This is a genomic window from Streptosporangium sp. NPDC053982, from assembly GCF_055585205.1.
In genome coordinates this window covers 1-13,971 of the sequence record NZ_JBVJKQ010000030.1, presented here as the reverse complement: position 1 = coordinate 13,971, position 13,971 = coordinate 1, and the positions used below count along the sequence as shown (strand labels likewise).

At 69.8% G+C, this 13,971-nt stretch carries 17 protein-coding genes and 1 tRNA gene; 6 read left to right on the top strand and 12 right to left on the bottom strand.

Annotated elements, in window-relative coordinates; all coding sequences use genetic code 11:
• Nucleotides 1-66 precede the first annotated feature (66 nt).
• The 3 genes from ACZ6W9_RS36105 (at nt 67) to ACZ6W9_RS36095 (ending at nt 2,628) form a co-directional block, all read left to right on the top strand.
• Complete coding sequence (locus ACZ6W9_RS36105) at nt 67-435, top strand: FmdB family zinc ribbon protein (protein ID WP_389957219.1); 369 nt, start codon at nt 67-69, stop codon at nt 433-435.
• A 417-nt stretch (nt 436-852) separates the two neighbouring features.
• On the top strand, nt 853-1,662 hold the full coding sequence (locus ACZ6W9_RS36100) for an S-methyl-5'-thioadenosine phosphorylase (RefSeq protein ID WP_470121799.1): 810 nt from the start codon (nt 853-855) through the stop codon (nt 1,660-1,662).
• 360 nt (nt 1,663-2,022) lie between these two features.
• Nucleotides 2,023-2,628 carry a CpaB family protein gene (locus ACZ6W9_RS36095; RefSeq protein WP_470121797.1) on the top strand — a complete coding sequence of 202 codons (606 nt, stop codon included), beginning with the start codon at nt 2,023-2,025 and terminating at the stop codon, nt 2,626-2,628.
• Between the two features lie 299 nt (nt 2,629-2,927).
• Here ACZ6W9_RS36095 and ACZ6W9_RS36090 read toward each other — a convergent pair whose 3' ends face one another.
• A complete protein-coding gene (locus ACZ6W9_RS36090) occupies nt 2,928-4,073 on the bottom strand; it encodes a D-alanyl-D-alanine carboxypeptidase family protein (protein ID WP_470121795.1) in 1,146 nt (381 codons plus the stop codon).
• A 174-nt stretch (nt 4,074-4,247) separates the two neighbouring features.
• Nucleotides 4,248-4,796 carry a hypothetical protein gene (locus ACZ6W9_RS36085; RefSeq protein WP_470121793.1) on the bottom strand — a complete coding sequence of 183 codons (549 nt, stop codon included), beginning with the start codon at nt 4,794-4,796 and terminating at the stop codon, nt 4,248-4,250.
• A 154-nt stretch (nt 4,797-4,950) separates the two neighbouring features.
• Between ACZ6W9_RS36085 and ACZ6W9_RS36080 the strand changes: the two genes are divergently transcribed.
• Nucleotides 4,951-5,026: transfer RNA gene (locus tag ACZ6W9_RS36080), tRNA-Arg, on the top strand.
• Nucleotides 5,027-6,100: 1,074 nt separating this feature from the next.
• Here ACZ6W9_RS36080 and ACZ6W9_RS36075 read toward each other — a convergent pair.
• The 8 genes from ACZ6W9_RS36075 to ACZ6W9_RS36040 all read right to left on the bottom strand — a co-directional run bounded on the left by ACZ6W9_RS36075 (nt 6,101) and on the right by ACZ6W9_RS36040 (nt 12,074).
• Entirely contained in the window at nt 6,101-7,468 is a 1,368-nt protein-coding gene (locus ACZ6W9_RS36075) for a tyrosine-type recombinase/integrase (RefSeq protein ID WP_470121791.1), read from the bottom strand.
• Nucleotides 7,465-7,656 (bottom strand): helix-turn-helix transcriptional regulator, encoded by a 192-nt coding sequence (locus ACZ6W9_RS36070; protein WP_451936969.1) that lies wholly within the window; start codon nt 7,654-7,656, stop codon nt 7,465-7,467. The genes ACZ6W9_RS36075 and ACZ6W9_RS36070 overlap by 4 nt, the downstream gene beginning before the upstream one ends.
• The gene (locus tag ACZ6W9_RS36065; RefSeq protein ID WP_470121809.1) at nt 7,653-9,008 is read right to left on the bottom strand and encodes a replication initiator; all 1,356 of its coding nucleotides are present in this window, start codon (nt 9,006-9,008) and stop codon (nt 7,653-7,655) included. The genes ACZ6W9_RS36070 and ACZ6W9_RS36065 overlap by 4 nt, the downstream gene beginning before the upstream one ends.
• Before the next feature lie 140 nt (nt 9,009-9,148).
• Nucleotides 9,149-9,316: a hypothetical protein gene (locus ACZ6W9_RS36060; protein ID WP_470121789.1), complete on the bottom strand. Its 168-nt coding sequence runs from the start codon at nt 9,314-9,316 to the stop codon at nt 9,149-9,151.
• Nucleotides 9,313-9,654 carry a hypothetical protein gene (locus ACZ6W9_RS36055; protein WP_470121787.1) on the bottom strand — a complete coding sequence of 114 codons (342 nt, stop codon included), beginning with the start codon at nt 9,652-9,654 and terminating at the stop codon, nt 9,313-9,315. Before ACZ6W9_RS36055 ends, ACZ6W9_RS36060 begins: the two co-directional genes overlap by 4 nt.
• 21 nt (nt 9,655-9,675) lie before the next feature.
• Nucleotides 9,676-10,347: a DUF2637 domain-containing protein gene (locus ACZ6W9_RS36050; RefSeq protein WP_470121785.1), complete on the bottom strand. Its 672-nt coding sequence runs from the start codon at nt 10,345-10,347 to the stop codon at nt 9,676-9,678.
• 28 nt (nt 10,348-10,375) lie between these two features.
• Complete coding sequence (locus ACZ6W9_RS36045; protein ID WP_470121783.1) at nt 10,376-11,740, bottom strand: FtsK/SpoIIIE domain-containing protein; 1,365 nt, start codon at nt 11,738-11,740, stop codon at nt 10,376-10,378.
• Complete coding sequence (locus ACZ6W9_RS36040) at nt 11,730-12,074, bottom strand: SCO3933 family regulatory protein (RefSeq protein WP_470121781.1); 345 nt, start codon at nt 12,072-12,074, stop codon at nt 11,730-11,732. Before ACZ6W9_RS36040 ends, ACZ6W9_RS36045 begins: the two co-directional genes overlap by 11 nt.
• A 179-nt stretch (nt 12,075-12,253) precedes the next feature.
• Here ACZ6W9_RS36040 and ACZ6W9_RS36035 point away from each other — a divergent pair, with 179 nt between their 5' ends.
• Entirely contained in the window at nt 12,254-12,595 is a 342-nt protein-coding gene (locus tag ACZ6W9_RS36035; protein WP_470121779.1) for a GntR family transcriptional regulator, read from the top strand.
• Between the two features lie 13 nt (nt 12,596-12,608).
• Here the strand turns inward: ACZ6W9_RS36035 and ACZ6W9_RS36030 are convergent, their stop codons facing one another.
• Both ACZ6W9_RS36030 and ACZ6W9_RS36025 read right to left on the bottom strand, forming a co-directional pair.
• Nucleotides 12,609-12,785: a hypothetical protein gene (locus ACZ6W9_RS36030; protein WP_470121777.1), complete on the bottom strand. Its 177-nt coding sequence runs from the start codon at nt 12,783-12,785 to the stop codon at nt 12,609-12,611.
• The gene (locus ACZ6W9_RS36025; protein ID WP_470121775.1) at nt 12,782-13,006 is read right to left on the bottom strand and encodes a hypothetical protein; all 225 of its coding nucleotides are present in this window, start codon (nt 13,004-13,006) and stop codon (nt 12,782-12,784) included. Before ACZ6W9_RS36025 ends, ACZ6W9_RS36030 begins: the two co-directional genes overlap by 4 nt.
• A gap of 144 nt (nt 13,007-13,150) precedes the next feature.
• Here ACZ6W9_RS36025 and ACZ6W9_RS36020 point away from each other — a divergent pair, with 144 nt between their 5' ends.
• Nucleotides 13,151-13,906, top strand: a complete 756-nt coding sequence (locus tag ACZ6W9_RS36020; protein ID WP_470121773.1) for an XRE family transcriptional regulator — start codon at nt 13,151-13,153, stop codon at nt 13,904-13,906.
• The last annotated feature ends 65 nt before the right edge of the window (nt 13,907-13,971 follow it).

The following is a 13,971-nucleotide window of genomic DNA, read 5'->3' as shown; positions in this document are numbered from 1 at the left end:
AGCCGAATACCATTAGCAGTCGCGTCCGTAGAGTGCCAACCGGCGTGAACCAACGAGGAGGAGCGCGTGCCCACCTACCAGTACGCCTGCAACGCGTGCGGCAACGAGTTCGAGATCGTCCAGAAGTTCTCCGACGACGCCCTGACCGAGTGCCCGTCGTGCTCCGGCCAGCTCCGCAAGGTGTTCTCGGCGGTCGGCATCGTCTTCAAGGGCTCCGGCTTCTACCGGACCGACAGCCGGTCCTCCTCCACCAGCACCGTGGGATCCTCCAGCTCGTCGGGCTCCTCCGGGGCCTCGGGCTCGTCGGACTCCTCGGCGTCGTCGAGCTCTTCGGGGTCGTCGGGCTCGTCCGGCGAGTCGAAGCCGTCCGGCTCCTCGTCCGAGTCCAAGAGCAAGGCCCCCGCCTCGGCGAGCAGCTCGGCCCCCGCCGCCTGATCGCGTCCGCTCCCAGCAGGGAGCGGACCCGCGGCATGAGCCGCCCGAACCGACCCGCGGCACGAAGCGTCCGAACCGACCCGCTGCGCGAGCCGTCCGAGCCGACCTACGGCATGAGCCGTCCGGGGCACCGGCGGCTCAGGGCGGAAGCGGGCGGCGGCACGCGGTGGTGACCCTTCCAGGTAGGAAGGCCCCTTCCATGCGGGGCGGCCTTCCAGGCAGGGGCCTCCTCCCAGACGAGAGCGGCCCCCAGGCGGGGCAGGCGAGAGCGGTTCCCCACGCGAGACACCGCCGTGCCGTCACACCACCAGGCCGTCCCGCCCAGGTTGTCCACAGGCGCGGCCCGGCACCCGCCCGTTGTCCACAGGCACGGTCCGGTCTCATCGCCGGGCCGCCGGTCGCGCTAGTCTCGGCGCCATGGTCACTCGCGCGGAAATCGGGGTCATCGGCGGCTCCGGCTTCTACTCCCTGCTCGACGACGCCACCGAGGTCGAGGTCTCCACGCCCTACGGCCCGCCCAGCGACGTCATCACCGTCGGCCGCATCGGCTCCCGCACGGTCGCCTTCCTCCCCCGCCACGGGCGCGACCACCGTTTCGCCCCCCACCTCATCCCCTACCGCGCCAACCTGTGGGCCCTGCGCTCCCTCGGCGTCCGCCAGGTCCTGGCCCCCAGCGCGGTCGGCTCCCTGCGCCCCGAGGTGGGCCCCGGCGCCCTGGTCGTCCCTGACCAGCTCATCGACCGCACCTCCGGCCGCGTCCAGACGTACTACGACACCGACGGCGTCGTGCACGTCGCCTTCGCCGACCCCTACTGCCCGGCCGGGCGCGCGGCGGCCGTCTCCACCGCCCGCTCCGCCCAGTGGGATCTGGTCGACAGCGGCACCCTCGTGGTCATCGAGGGCCCCCGCTTCTCCAGCCGCGCGGAGTCCCGCTGGTTCGGCTCCAACGGGTGGACGATCGTCGGCATGACCGGCTTCCCCGAGTCGATCCTCGCCCGCGAGCTGGCCATGTGTTACACCTCGCTGTCCCTGGTCACCGACCACGACGCCGGGGTCGAGGCAGGTGAGGGCGTCACCCACGAGGAGGTCCTGGCCTTCTTCGCCGCCAACGTCGAGCGCATGCGATCCCTCGTCACCGAGGTCGTCACCGCCCTCCCGGAGGAGCGCGCCTGCCCCTGCTCCACCGCCCTCGACGGCCTCAAACTCCCCTTCGACCTCCCCGAGTGACCGCCCGTCCCGCCGGCCGGTGACGACCGGCGCCCGCCGTCCACGAACCGCCGACCGACCCAGAGCGACTTAGACCGGCCCAGCCGGTCGGCCCAGACCAGTCCCGTCGGCGGATGACAACCGGCACCCGCTGTCCACGAACCGCCGACCGGTCAGACCGGTCCCACCGGTCGGCCCAAGCCGATTCCGTCGTGCGGTGACGGCCGAGGAATCGCCGTCACCGCCTCCCAGCAGACCGATCTCCCCACGGACCGCCCTCCCAGCAGACCGCCTGCCCCGCCGTACGGCGGGGCGCGGTCGTCCGTTCATCCACGGGTACCGCGCCACCCGGTTCTTCCCACTCTCACGATGGAGTCCGTCATGCGCGCGTTCCGCCGCCTTCTCGGCCGGTACCACCGCCTCGCCGCCGCTGCCGTCACCGCCTTGGCCGCCGCGTGCGCCGTCGTCGCGCTGCGACCGGAGACCGCCTCGGTGACCGTCCTGGTGGCGGCCAGAAACCTCCCCGGGGGCGTGCTGGCCGCACGCGACCTCACCACGGCCGCCCTCCGGCCGGAGACGGTCCCCGACGGCGCGCTCAGGCCCGGCGCACCGGTCGCCGGGAAGGTCCTGGCCGGCCCGGCCCGCCGAGGGGAGCCCATCACCGACGTGCGCCTCCTCGGTCCGGGCCTGCTGGCCGCGCACGGCCCGGGAACGGTCGCCACACCGGTCCGCGTCGCGGATTCAGCGGCGGCCCGGCTGCTGTCACCCGGCGACGTCGTCAACGTCCTGGCCGCCTCCGCCAGCTGGGAGGGAGCGGTCCCGGCGCGGGTCGTGGCCGAGGGCGTCACCGTCCTGGCCGATCTCGGCGACCGGTCGGACCACGACGCCCTGGTCGTGCTGGCCACCACCGCCGAGCAGGCCGTCAGGCTGGCCTCAGCCCAGGCGGGCGGCCACCTGTCGATCACCATCGGCCCACGCGCCCGATGACTCGGCTGCGGCGGCTCTCCGGAACACAGCCGCTCACCGGCCGCGGCGTTCCCGGCCCGGACCTTGTCCCCAGCCCGGATCCCGTCCCCTGTCTGGGCCGTACCCGGCCTGGGCCCGTCCCCGCGCCGAAACCTCCGCCCGTCGCGGGATCGCCCGTCGCGGAGCCCCTGACCCGATGGGCGGCACCCCCGCCCCGGCGGCTCAGCCAGGGAAGACCGTAGAGATCGGTAGGGCGGGGAAGGCCGGCGAGGCCGGCGAGGGCGGAGACGACCGAAACCCCGGAGACCCCGGGGAGGGCGTCACAGCAGCGAGCCGAGCTTGGGGTCGTACTCCCAGTGCCAGGGCTCGAAGGGGCTGACGTAGGCCCACTTCGGGTGGAACCACCCGTACTTCTTGCTGTTGGCCTCCAGCCAGTTGAACGGGGCCGACCGGAACTGCTGCACCCCTCCGCACAGGTCGACGGCGAGCCCGAGACCGTGGTTGCTCCGCCCCGGAACGGCCGCGAAGCCCGGGCGGCGGTAGTAGACCGACTGCTGCTCGGCGAGGCTCCGGTAGCTGTCGGTCACGCACATCGACTTGCCGAACCGCTTCTTGTACGCCTCGTTCATGCTGATGAACGCGAGCGCCGCGTCCCCGCGCAGCTCGCTGCCGGGCTGCGGGAGCGGGCAGAGGTACGCCTTGGGGATCAGCCCGTTGGAGAACTGGTCCGACATGCCCACCTGGACCGGGTTGCACCCCTGGGCCGGCTGGCCCGACTTGTCGACCTTGACGCCCAGCTTCACCAGCGCCTGGGTCAGCGACTTCACGATCTTTCCTGACCGCGCCCGGAGAGCCTCGATCTCGGCGTTCGCCTGCGCCTCGGACAGCAGGGTGTCGGCCCGCAGCTCCTGGGCCTGGGCGGCCAGCTTCTCGCGTTCGGTCTGCAGGCGGCCGCTCTCCGCGAGGACGCGGTCCCGCGCGGCGACGATCTGGGTGACGTCGGCCATGGCCTGCAACGTGTCCTCGTTCGTCTCCCCGGACAGGAAACCGGCCAGGTCACCGCCCGTGGGCTGCTGGTAGAGCAGGCCGACGACGTCCGACAGCGGCTGCCGCATCTGGGCGAAGGCGCGGTCGGCGGCCTGGAGCTCGCGCAGCTTGCCCGACAGCTCCTTCTCCGAGGCCCGGATCTTGGCCTGCCGGTCCCGGAGCACCTTCGTCGCGTCCTCCAGCTCCTTGGTCGCCTTCTCGGCCTCGCGGCGCAGCTCCAGGAGGGTCGTCGGGTCACGCCGTAGCTCGACCTCGGCGGAGACCTGCGACGCCGGCCGGGCCTGAGCGGAAAGCAGGGACTCCGGCCGGGCCTGGACTCCGGACTGGGCCTGGGCGGTAACCGGGGACCCTGACTGCGCCTGGCCGGAGGCCGTCGATCCGGTTCGCGCCTCCGCGGCCGCGGGGATGAGGGAGGTCATGGTCGCGACAACGGCGATCAGACCCACTGATCGACGAGGTGGCACTTTACGACCCCTCCGTTTGCGAACTCGTGACCTGGGTCAGGCACGCACGTTACTACAGCTCCCCAAGTGTCCGAGCCAGAGACGGTGCAGCCGTTATGTACGGAACTCACCTTTTGTCAGCCTGCTACCTCAAGCACCCTCCCACTCCTGTTCCTCGCACACCTCCCACAGCCAGGTCCCCCACCACTCCTTCGGACACTCGAACACGGCGTCCGCGCTCTCCGGCCGCGGCGTCTCTGACACCTCGGGCGTCGGCTCCGCCTCCGGCCGCGGCGTCTCCGTGGGCTCCGCCGTACGCTCGTCCCTCGGAACGGCCACCCTGGGCACCGCCGGACGCCTCGCAGACTCCCTGACGGGCTCCGCCGGACGGCGCGGCCGGGCCACCACGACCCCCGGCATCCATCCCTCGTACATCCGGTCGGGCCGAGGTGGAGGAGGCACCCACCTCGGCCCGAAGGCCGCGTCCGGAATGGGGACGACCACGTACGGCAGAGCCGCGATGACGCCCCCCTCGGATGCCCCGCCGGCACCGGCGTCCCGGACGGCCTCGCCGTACCCGGTGAGGTCGGCCACCAGCAGGCCGGTGGCGAGAAGCGCGGGAGCCAGCATCGCCCCGCAGAGCACCAACGGCCGCAGCGCGCGACGCTCCCGGCTGCGAACAGGTCGCCGTTCGATCACGCAGCGTGACACTAGCCATGCCCACCACGCCCCCACGCCGTCACTTGCCACGCCTTTACCGCAGCTCAGCGAAGGGATAACGCGACTTCACCCGCCACCGGCCCACCCGGCGCGCACGCACGCCGAACTTTCGCTACCCTTGGAGGGAGTCCCCGCCTCCGTAGCTCAGGGGATAGAGCACCGCTCTCCTAAAGCGGGTGTCGCATGTTCGAATCATGCCGGGGGCACCATCTTGACCAGCCGTTAGGCCCTTGAACAGGGACTTAGCGTGCACTCCCCCAGTGATCACATGCAGTCGAGTGCCGTCGTGTGCAGCCGCAGGTCAATGACCGGGGGACATATGGGGGATGATCTTGAAGGCGTCTTCCCAGGCCGAGCATCAGAAATATGCCGATCGGCACAGGTCTCACCACCACTCTTCACTGACCCAGCAGGCGAGGCCCCGGCCCAGGAGCGTGCCACGCCTCCCACAGAGGAGACGATGACGCCTTCCTTCAAGATGATGGCGCTCCGTGCCTCAGCGGCTAACCCCGCTCGTCATCCGAACATCTGATCCTGCTCGTCACTGCCAACTCGCCCCCCAAAAGAGTGGGAAGTCGAAGGATCGTTACAGGAAGCCATACGGGCAGAGCTCTGTTGCCCACAAAAGATCTAGCGGATCAAAAATGTGACGCATATCACATCACATCCCTTGACCTGGGAAAATATCTTCCCGTTTTGCTATTCATTCTATTTGGAACCCAAAAACGCCCATAAGGGCATATTTCTCCTCCATGATCTTTTTCGCGCGAAGCGGCATGACTGCGGGCTGCATAAACTCCCTCATGACAGAAGCCGCCTCACGCGTAGGGTCATGTCCCGCGAAGAACGAACCCTAGCCGAGGCGGCTCCCAGGAATCCTCTAGCTTAAGGACACCTCCCATGAGAGTACCTGCCTCTGACAACCCCCTCTGGCCCGCCATGGCCCTAGCAGGGTTAGCGCTCGGACTGGCTTGGATTGGGTTCGGCGGAAATGAGATTACTCAGATCATGAGCCAGTTCACCGCTCTTGTGGCGATGTACGTCGTCAAGCCAGCGCCAAGCAGTCCCATGTGAGTCAGCAGGGCGACTGGCATGAGGGCACCACGAAGGGCAACAGGCGGTAGAGCCAACACCAGGTGACGAAACCGCTTGGTGATCGTTGCCCCTCTGCGAGGGATCGGTTTCGCTTTCGCGGCGAACTACCCAAAACCATGTCTGTCGTCGTCTCTGTACTGAACCTGATGAGAGCTGACAGGCCCGATACCTGTCAGTTCTCGTCGGGCTCACTGGAGCAGAGCATCGGATATCTGCCGATTAGCGCGAGGCCGCTGCCCCTCGATGCACTTGGCATAGACCCTCAAGAGCACGTCGACGCTGTGCCCGGCCCGCTCAGCCACTTCGGTTGCCGGAACCCCGGCGTTCAACCACAGGGACACTGCGGCGTGCCGCAGGTCGTACGGCCGAGCCCCGAGCGGCGAGGCGACCTGTTCGGCGGTGAAGGCTCGCCGCCGCGCCTCCTGCCAAACCGCCGAGTAGGCCGAGGAGGAGAACGGCTGCTCCTTGGATGTGCAGAACAGACGCCCGTCGCCGGCCGCACCGTACCGGTCGATGTGCGTCTGCAGGATGGCCACCAGGACAGGCGGGATCGGAATCTCCCGGGTGTCGTCCTTCGCCCGATGCTTCAGACCTCGGGAGTCGTGGGTCTCCCCCGAGTCGGTCCACCGCTTGTTCGCCTGGGGGCGCGCCTTCTCCACCGTCAGCAGTCCCCAGCCCTCTTCAGGAAGGTCGCAGTTTTGATGACGCAGGCCTGCGGCCTCCTCCGGCCGGAGCGCAGCGTAGTACATGCAGGCGAACATCCCGTGGAGCCGCCCGCCGCGGGTCCGGCCGACCGCGGGGACGGCCGTCAGCAACGCACGGGCCTGTTCGGGATTGACGACCGTACGGGGGTCGATGGTGGCCGCGGCCTTGGGCGGAGTCCACTTGACCGCGTGCAGCGGGTTGGCGGGGAGTTCCTTCTGTTCCACGGCGAGTTCGAGCAGGTGGTGAAGAACCTCCCGCTTGCGCCGCACCGTGTTCGCGGCGGCGTCCTTGCCGGTGAAGGTCACCGAGACGGCATCGAGGGCAGCGCGCACCACGCGAGGGTCTTGCAGGTCAGCCAGCGGCAGCGATGCCTTCTCCAGCCAGGCCAGCACCGGAACCAGGGCGCGAGGTAGTTCCCGGCGCCGGTCCACGGGCAGCAAGGCGTGACTGCGCAACACCTCTCGCATGTCACCGTCCGCCGGCCGATTCGGCAGGTCGACCACCAGTGCGGGCACCAGCGACAGCAGACCGTAGACGTCGGTCTCCCGGGTTCGAGCCGCCGAGGTACGCCACCGGCCGAGGACGTAAGTCTGTGCGAACTCCAGGAACGTCGGCCCCGGCGGCTGCTCAGCGGCCAACATCGACAGCGGCAACCCGGTGGTGACGTCGAATGCCTCCCCCGTCTTGGCCGCCTGTCGCAGGTCAGACAGGAAACTGGAGGCCAGCCCCTTGGTTCGGAAGCTCTTGGACTTGGGCTTACGGCCTACTTTCCAGCGCACGATATAGGCCATCGTCTTCCGGTCAGATCGATGCTGGATCTCGCCGAACTTCACGTCATAGCTGGTGTTCACGCGGCCTCCCGGAGAGAGTCGAGCCAAGCGAGGAGGTCGCTCCGCCAGACGCGGAGCTCATCGTTGGGGAGTTGGATGCACTTGGGTGCCCGGCCGAGTTCGCGCCAGCGGTAGAAAGTCCGGCGGGAGACTCCACCCAGCTCGTCGAGCACCTGGGCGACGGTTAGCAGCTCATCGCGACGGTTCATCGGGCATCACCCCCGCCGTCCATCGGCAAGGTGGGTAAGGCGGTGCCGGTCAAGGCGGCGGCGAGGAGGGCGTCTCCGAGGGAGTGGCCCTTTCCGGCGTACTGCCATTCGGCGATGACGAGGACGGTGTCCTCGTCGAAGAGGGGGAGCCGGCCGGTGGTGATCTCTTCGTTGCGGGCGTAGGTGGTGCGGTCGGCGCGGATGTCGCCGAGGGTGGTGGAGTAGCCGCGGGAGCGGGTGGAGAAGTGGCCGCGGAAGCCGAGCATGTGCGCCCAGTAGGCGAGGCGGAGGTCGGTCAGTTCGTCGAGGGCGCCCAGGCGGAAGCATTCGGCGATGAGCCGCCGGGCGTGCTCGCGCAGGGGCAGGGCGGCCAGGTCGTCGAGGGGGTTGATGCGCCGGTCGAGGGTGCCGACGCATTCGGCGGCCTTGGTGGCGTACTTGGCGATGTAGCCGGCCACGGCCTGGTCGGTGAGGTCACCGTCCAGGGTGATCGGTCGGACGTCGAGCTGGGCGCCCCAACGCAGGACGCGGGCGGGTTCGTCAGCCGCGGCCGGGGTGGTGACGGAGACGGCGGAGGTGGCGTGCCGTACGGCGTCAGTCAGGACGTCGGCGCTGGCCCAGGCCGGGGGCGGGGAGGCAGGCCCGTCGGGGCCGTCGAGGCGGATGACGGCGTGGAAGTGGACGACGCCGCGCCGCTGGTACTCGGCGACCTTGGCGAAGGCGATCGTGGCCTGCGCGCGCAGTTCCCGCAGGGTCAGGCCGGCGGCTTTGGCGACGCGGCGGCGCAGGGCGTCGGTGAAGTAGCGCCACAACTGCGGGGCCAGGGCGTTGAAGAGCACCGAGCCGGTGTAGTCGTAGCAGTCGGCGCACAGCGGCTCGCCGAGGCTCTCGTCGCTGGAGGCGTGGCGGGCGGTGCAGGAGATGACGCGGCCGTGTGGGCAGGTGGTGGCGTCGCGGCGGGCGTGGCAGGGCAGGACCTTGCCGTTCTTCTCCCGCCGGGTGTGGACGAGGCCGAAGGAGGGGGCGGTGAGGGTGACGAACAGGCACGGATGCGCGGTGACGGTGGCGGGGACGCCCTTGCCGCCGGCCAGACCCGCGCGGATGAGCTGGTAAGTGTCGGCCCGGTAGGTCTCGGCGCAGGCCGGGCAGCGGGAGGCCCGCCGGGTCTTGCACGGGACGCGCAGGACGCCGTCGGGTTCGGTCCGGGTGGTGTAACGGTGAAGCAGTTCGCCGGTGGCCCGGTCGATGTGGTCGACGCGGCCCCGTAGGTGGATTGGCTGGCGGCAGCCATTCGTGGCGCGGACCTGGGCGGCCCAGCGGAAGTAGGCCGGGTCGTGCAGGCGGGTGATCATGCCGCGGATCGCGTGCGGGTTGAGCGTGGATACGGGCAAGATGGAGACCTCCTTTCACTCGTTGGGGTGCGAAGGGGATGGCCCCCGACCTGGCGGGCGTCTTGGCGGATGTGCGGCCAGGCCGGGGGCGCCGACGACGCTCAGCAGAAGCCGAGGCCGTCGCAGGAGGAGCAGGTCAGACCGTCACCGGTAATGCCGCCTCCGCCGCAGGAGCAGCAGCGCCAGCGCTGAGGGGTCGGCACGACGAACGGCACCTGCTCTCCGGGGTTGTCGGGGACGAGCACGGCGGATGTCTCCTCGCGGGTCAAGAGGCCGGAGGGTCGAGGGTGATGCAGTCCTCGTAGGAGGTCTGCGCCTGGTAGCGGGTGCGAGCGGCGGCGAGGATGCCGACCGCCTGGTAGGTGACCGGGCCGAAGCTGACGGAGGTCGTGTAGTGGCCGTGCTCTGCGTCGCCAGGGCTGGTCTCGGTGCCGAGCAGGGCGGCGATCCGGTCGATCTCGGCGCGGATCTCCTCGTCGCTTCCCTTGGCGTAGTGGGTGACGGTGACGACGGAGGGGACGGGCACGTCCCGGTGAGTCAGCGTGAACACGGCGAGGCTGACGAGTCCGCGGGCCAGGTCGGCGCGGTGATCGTTGATGGTTGCCATGAGTGGTTCTCCTCTCTGCTGTCAGGCGGCTTCGGGAACGGTTTGCAGGGTGCGGAGCAGGTCGGTGGCGAGCTGGTCGGACACGCCCAGCCGGGCGCGCAGCGTCTCGGGTGTAATGGGTGCGCCGTGCTTGGTGTGGTGCTCGTCGGCCACGCGCCGGGCGAAGGTGACCAGGGCCGGGGGCAGCCCGGCCGCGGACCCAGAACCATCTGCGTCGGTCGTAACGAGTTCGGGCATCGGCGGTGTAGGAACGGACGTGGCCGAGGTGGTGACGGTCGTCGGGGCCGGTGCGGGTCGGGGATCGGCGGAGCGAGTGGTGGCGCGGCGTTCCAGCATCGAGACCGCGATGAGGAACGCCCCGGCGGGCGTGGCGGCGACCAGCCAGCCCCATACCGAGGCTTCGGCCTGGTGCAGGTTGGCCGCCAGGGACAGCGCGACACCTCCGGCCAGTACCAGCGCCGGCCAGGAGACCGGCCCGGATCGCTGACGGCCCGTTGCGGCGTCACGTTGCCGTTCGCGGGCGGCCATGACGCAGGTGAGGTCGACGCAGACGGCTACGGCCCAGGCCATCCAGCCGTCTTGGCCGTGTTCGGTGGCGGTGTCGTGGATGTGGGTGAACGATCCGGCACCCGCGATGGCGGCCAGGACGACGACCGGGCCGGAGTCGAGCAGCCGGCGGGCAAGGCGTCGCATCGTGTCCCCCCTTTCTGGTCAGGTCGGTTCAGGCGTCGAGCAGTTCGGTCAGGTCGAGTGCGCTGGTGTCGGTGTCGTGGACGTGGGAGGTGATGTCGGTCCAGGCCGGGGTGAGGTCGGCGTACATCCGGGCGGCGTGTTCGGCCGCCTGCTCGGTGACCAGGAAGGAGCGGGCGCGGTACCACTGGCCGTCCTGACCGGCGACGATCGCCACGCCCGGCGTCTCGGCGGGAATCGCGCGAGCGGAGACCAGCGCGGCCGGATCGAGGTCGCCGAGGGTCATCGTCGCGGTTTCGGGGTCGTTGACCCGGTGGCAGATCCGGCCCGAGCACTGCGCCCGAAGGGCGGTGACGCCGGGTCCGAGGTCGGAGCCGATGCGCTGGCCGCAGCAGAACAGGTAGATGCCGAAGGCCCGCCCGAGCTGCGCCACCCGCAGCAGGGCCGTGGAGGTGCGGGCGATCTCGTCTTTCTCACTCTTGTCGGCCATCAGGTACAGCTCAGCCAGCTCGTCGACGAGGACCACGACCGGCATCGGCCGCACGCCGGGCGGGAGTTGCCAGATGTTGCGGGCGCCGGCCGTACGGCACAGGCCCATCCGGTCGGCCATCAGCGCCACCAGGTCATCCAGCAGCGCCGCGCATTCGGCGCGGGTGGTGGCCAGCGCTGAGAGCCGGGGTGCGTAGGGGGTGAATTCCACACCGCCCTTGAGGTCGAAGCCGACCAGGGCGACCGGCTGTGGAGCCAGACCGACGATGAGCGCGTTGGCGAGGTTCGACTTGCCCGACTGGGTCGCTCCGGCGTTCAGCCAGTGCGGCACGGTGCGGAAGTCGATCTCCCAGGGCTTGCCGGTCTCCAGCCGCCCGACGACCACCTTCAGCAGCGCATCGGATGGCGGGAGCCGGTCGATGCGTACGAGTGGGTCGTGCATGGTCGCCGACAGCACGACCCGGCCCGGCCGGGGTGAGGAGACGCGGACGGCGTGGACGCGCCAGGAGTGCGCGAGGCGTTCGGCGGCCTGGCTGTAGTCGTCGGGGATCTGGCCTTCCAGCAGGTGGAGGGTGACGCGCCAGCCGTGCCGGGTCGGCCGGGGCAGCCACATCCACGGTTTGGTGTCGACGGCGATGCGCTGGAAGCGGCGGCGGACCTTGACCAGGCCGGTGGAGGCGACCGCGCCGGGGGTGAGGGTGAACCACCAGCGTTGCCGTTTCTTGGTCAGGCCGCAGCCGAGGGCGACCTTGCGCCAGGTGGCTCGGACCGTGAGGGCCATGAGCGGGTAGCCGGCCACCAGCCAGAAGGAGCGGTAGTGCCAGCGCCGCCAGGCCCACAGTCCGGCCACCGCGACGGCCAGGACGATTCCGGCGCCGAGGAGCGTCAGCGGCAGGTCATCGCGCAAGAGCGTTCACCTCCGCCGGGAGGATCGAGGCGGCGCGGTAGCTGATGCCCCAGCGGACCTCGCCGTTGCGGGTCTGCTCCCACACGAAGCCGACCAGGTCCACGGGGTGCACGGGCATGCCGAGGGTGACGGGCGGCTCGCCGGAGACGTTGACGCGGAGCAGTTCGACGCGGCCGGTTGCGTCGATGGCCGACAGGGCGACCTCGTAGACGGGGTTGCCGCTCTTGTCGGTCTTGATCTCGCCGGTGTCCTTGTTGACCAGGCGGGGTCGGGGTGCGGCGACGCAGACGAACTGCAGCTTGGTGGTGTCGACGGGGATCGGGATGTTGCGCATGGTCGGTGACCTCCTATTCGTCGTAGCCAACATAGTTAACCTAGTTAGCTTGGTTGTCAACGTTCTCATGGTTGGCTTGGTCGCGTGTCTGTGGTGAAGTAAGAGGTTGGTAGACCAACAAGAGGTTGGTAGGCCGAGTTGGACCACCAGGCAGCAGCGGGCGGAAGAGAGACGGCGGGATGGTCAAGAACACCGGGCGGCCCGGCTATCTACAGATCGCCGACGATCTACGCGAGCAGATCCGCACCGGCGCCCTCGCCCCCGGCGCCCCGCTGCCGTCCACCACCCGCCTCGCCGAGCGCTACGAAGCCTCGTTGAGCGTGGTGAAGCTCGCCGTCGGCGTCCTGCGCAACGAGGGCCTGGTCATCGGCCAGCAGGGCAAGGGCGTCTTCGTCCGGGAGGGCACCGCGCCGGCCCCACCGGAGGCTTCCTCGGACGAGCTGACCGAGATCCGCGCCACCCTGCAGGACCTGTCGGAACGGCTCGCCCGGGTCGAGTCGACGCTGACCGACCGCCAGTAGACCGCTTCTGAAGTCATCCGCGGACGTGGCAGCCGGTCACCCGCCGAGCCAGGCCCGCCGTACGGCTCGGCGGCACCTTGCCCAGGCTCATGCACCGGTCCTCCTGGCGCATCCCGATCAGGACGAGCGCATAACCGACGAGGACGGTGGCCCCGAGCACCAGGGCGACGATGAGAGGGATCGCGCTCACGTCCAGATCACCCCCGCCTCCACGGTGCCGCGCGGGTAGCCGGCCGGGCGCCGGACCTCACCGCGCCGCCTGCTCGCCTTGCGGCGACGCTGAGCCGTACGGCGCAGCCACCGCGCCGAGGCGCGGCACTTACGGCAGAGCGTCTGCCCTTCCTCCACGGCCGCGCCGCAGGCGCAGACCGGTCCCTCGTCCAGCGAGGCCATCAGGTCGATCATGGTCATTGCTCCCTTCGCCGAGTCGGTGTCGTGCGGTGTGACACGAGAATCCGGCCAAAGGACAGGACGAGATCACTACAGGACGGGACATGTTCAAGACGTCCGGCATACGATTGCCCCGTCCCTGGACGTCCCCTGGTGGCAGGTGAAATGCCGAACGAGCGACTGCGCGCGGCCCTGTTAGAGCGCGGGGCGACGGTGGCCGACCTCGCCGAGTCGATTGCGGTCGATCCGAAAACCGTCGAGCGGTGGATCACCAAAGACCGCACCCCGTACCGCAAACACCGTTACGCGGTGGCGTCATTCCTGCGTATGGACGAGGCGTACCTGTGGCCGGCCGCGCTGACGCCCGAGCAGGCCGCGGCCGTGTCCGAAAGTGAGATCGTCACCGTCTACCCGCACCGCTGGGCCGTCCCCCGGGACGCCTGGGGACGTCTGTTCACCGCGGCCAAGCAGGAGATCGGCGTGCTGGTCTACAGCGGCCTGTTCCTGGCCGAAGACACCGGCATCGTGCGCCTGTTCGCCGACAAGGCCACCGCCGGCACCCGGGTCCGCATCCTGCTCGGCGACCCCGAGTGCGCCGAGGTCGCCCAGCGCGGCGCCGACGAGGGCATCGACGACGGCATGGCCGCCAAGATCCGCAACGTGATGGTGCTCTACCGGCCGCTCCGGCAAGTCGAGGGCGTGGAGATCCGGCTGCACCGCACGGTGCTGTACAACTCGATCTACCGCGGAGACGACCAACTGCTCGTCAACACCCACGTCTACGGCCAGCCCGCCGCCAACGCCCCCGTCTTCCACCTGCGCAAGGTCGCCGGCGGCGACATGGTCTCCACCTACACCGGCAGCTTCGAGGCCATCTGGGCCGACGCCACCCCGCTAGACCTGTTCTTCGCACATGGGTGAATGCTGTGCCGGCTCGCTCGGTTGGTCATGGGGCGAACCGGCGTGGTTGTGTGGGATCGACGTTC

Coding starts and splice junctions, on each gene's coding strand:
- ACZ6W9_RS36095 (WP_470121797.1), top strand. CDS start 2,023: ATGCGCGCGTTCCGCCGCCTTCTCGGCCGGTACCACCGCCTCGCCGCC.
- ACZ6W9_RS36065 (WP_470121809.1), bottom strand. CDS start 9,008: ATGATCACCCGCCTGCACGACCCGGCCTACTTCCGCTGGGCCGCCCAG.
- ACZ6W9_RS36090 (WP_470121795.1), bottom strand. CDS start 4,073: ATGACCTCCCTCATCCCCGCGGCCGCGGAGGCGCGAACCGGATCGACG.
- ACZ6W9_RS36070 (WP_451936969.1), bottom strand. CDS start 7,656: ATGAACCGTCGCGATGAGCTGCTAACCGTCGCCCAGGTGCTCGACGAG.
- ACZ6W9_RS36020 (WP_470121773.1), top strand. CDS start 13,151: ATGCCGAACGAGCGACTGCGCGCGGCCCTGTTAGAGCGCGGGGCGACG.
- ACZ6W9_RS36050 (WP_470121785.1), bottom strand. CDS start 10,347: ATGCGACGCCTTGCCCGCCGGCTGCTCGACTCCGGCCCGGTCGTCGTC.
- ACZ6W9_RS36025 (WP_470121775.1), bottom strand. CDS start 13,006: ATGACCATGATCGACCTGATGGCCTCGCTGGACGAGGGACCGGTCTGC.
- ACZ6W9_RS36040 (WP_470121781.1), bottom strand. CDS start 12,074: ATGCGCAACATCCCGATCCCCGTCGACACCACCAAGCTGCAGTTCGTC.
- ACZ6W9_RS36055 (WP_470121787.1), bottom strand. CDS start 9,654: ATGGCAACCATCAACGATCACCGCGCCGACCTGGCCCGCGGACTCGTC.
- ACZ6W9_RS36035 (WP_470121779.1), top strand. CDS start 12,254: ATGGTCAAGAACACCGGGCGGCCCGGCTATCTACAGATCGCCGACGAT.
- ACZ6W9_RS36100 (WP_470121799.1), top strand. CDS start 853: ATGGTCACTCGCGCGGAAATCGGGGTCATCGGCGGCTCCGGCTTCTAC.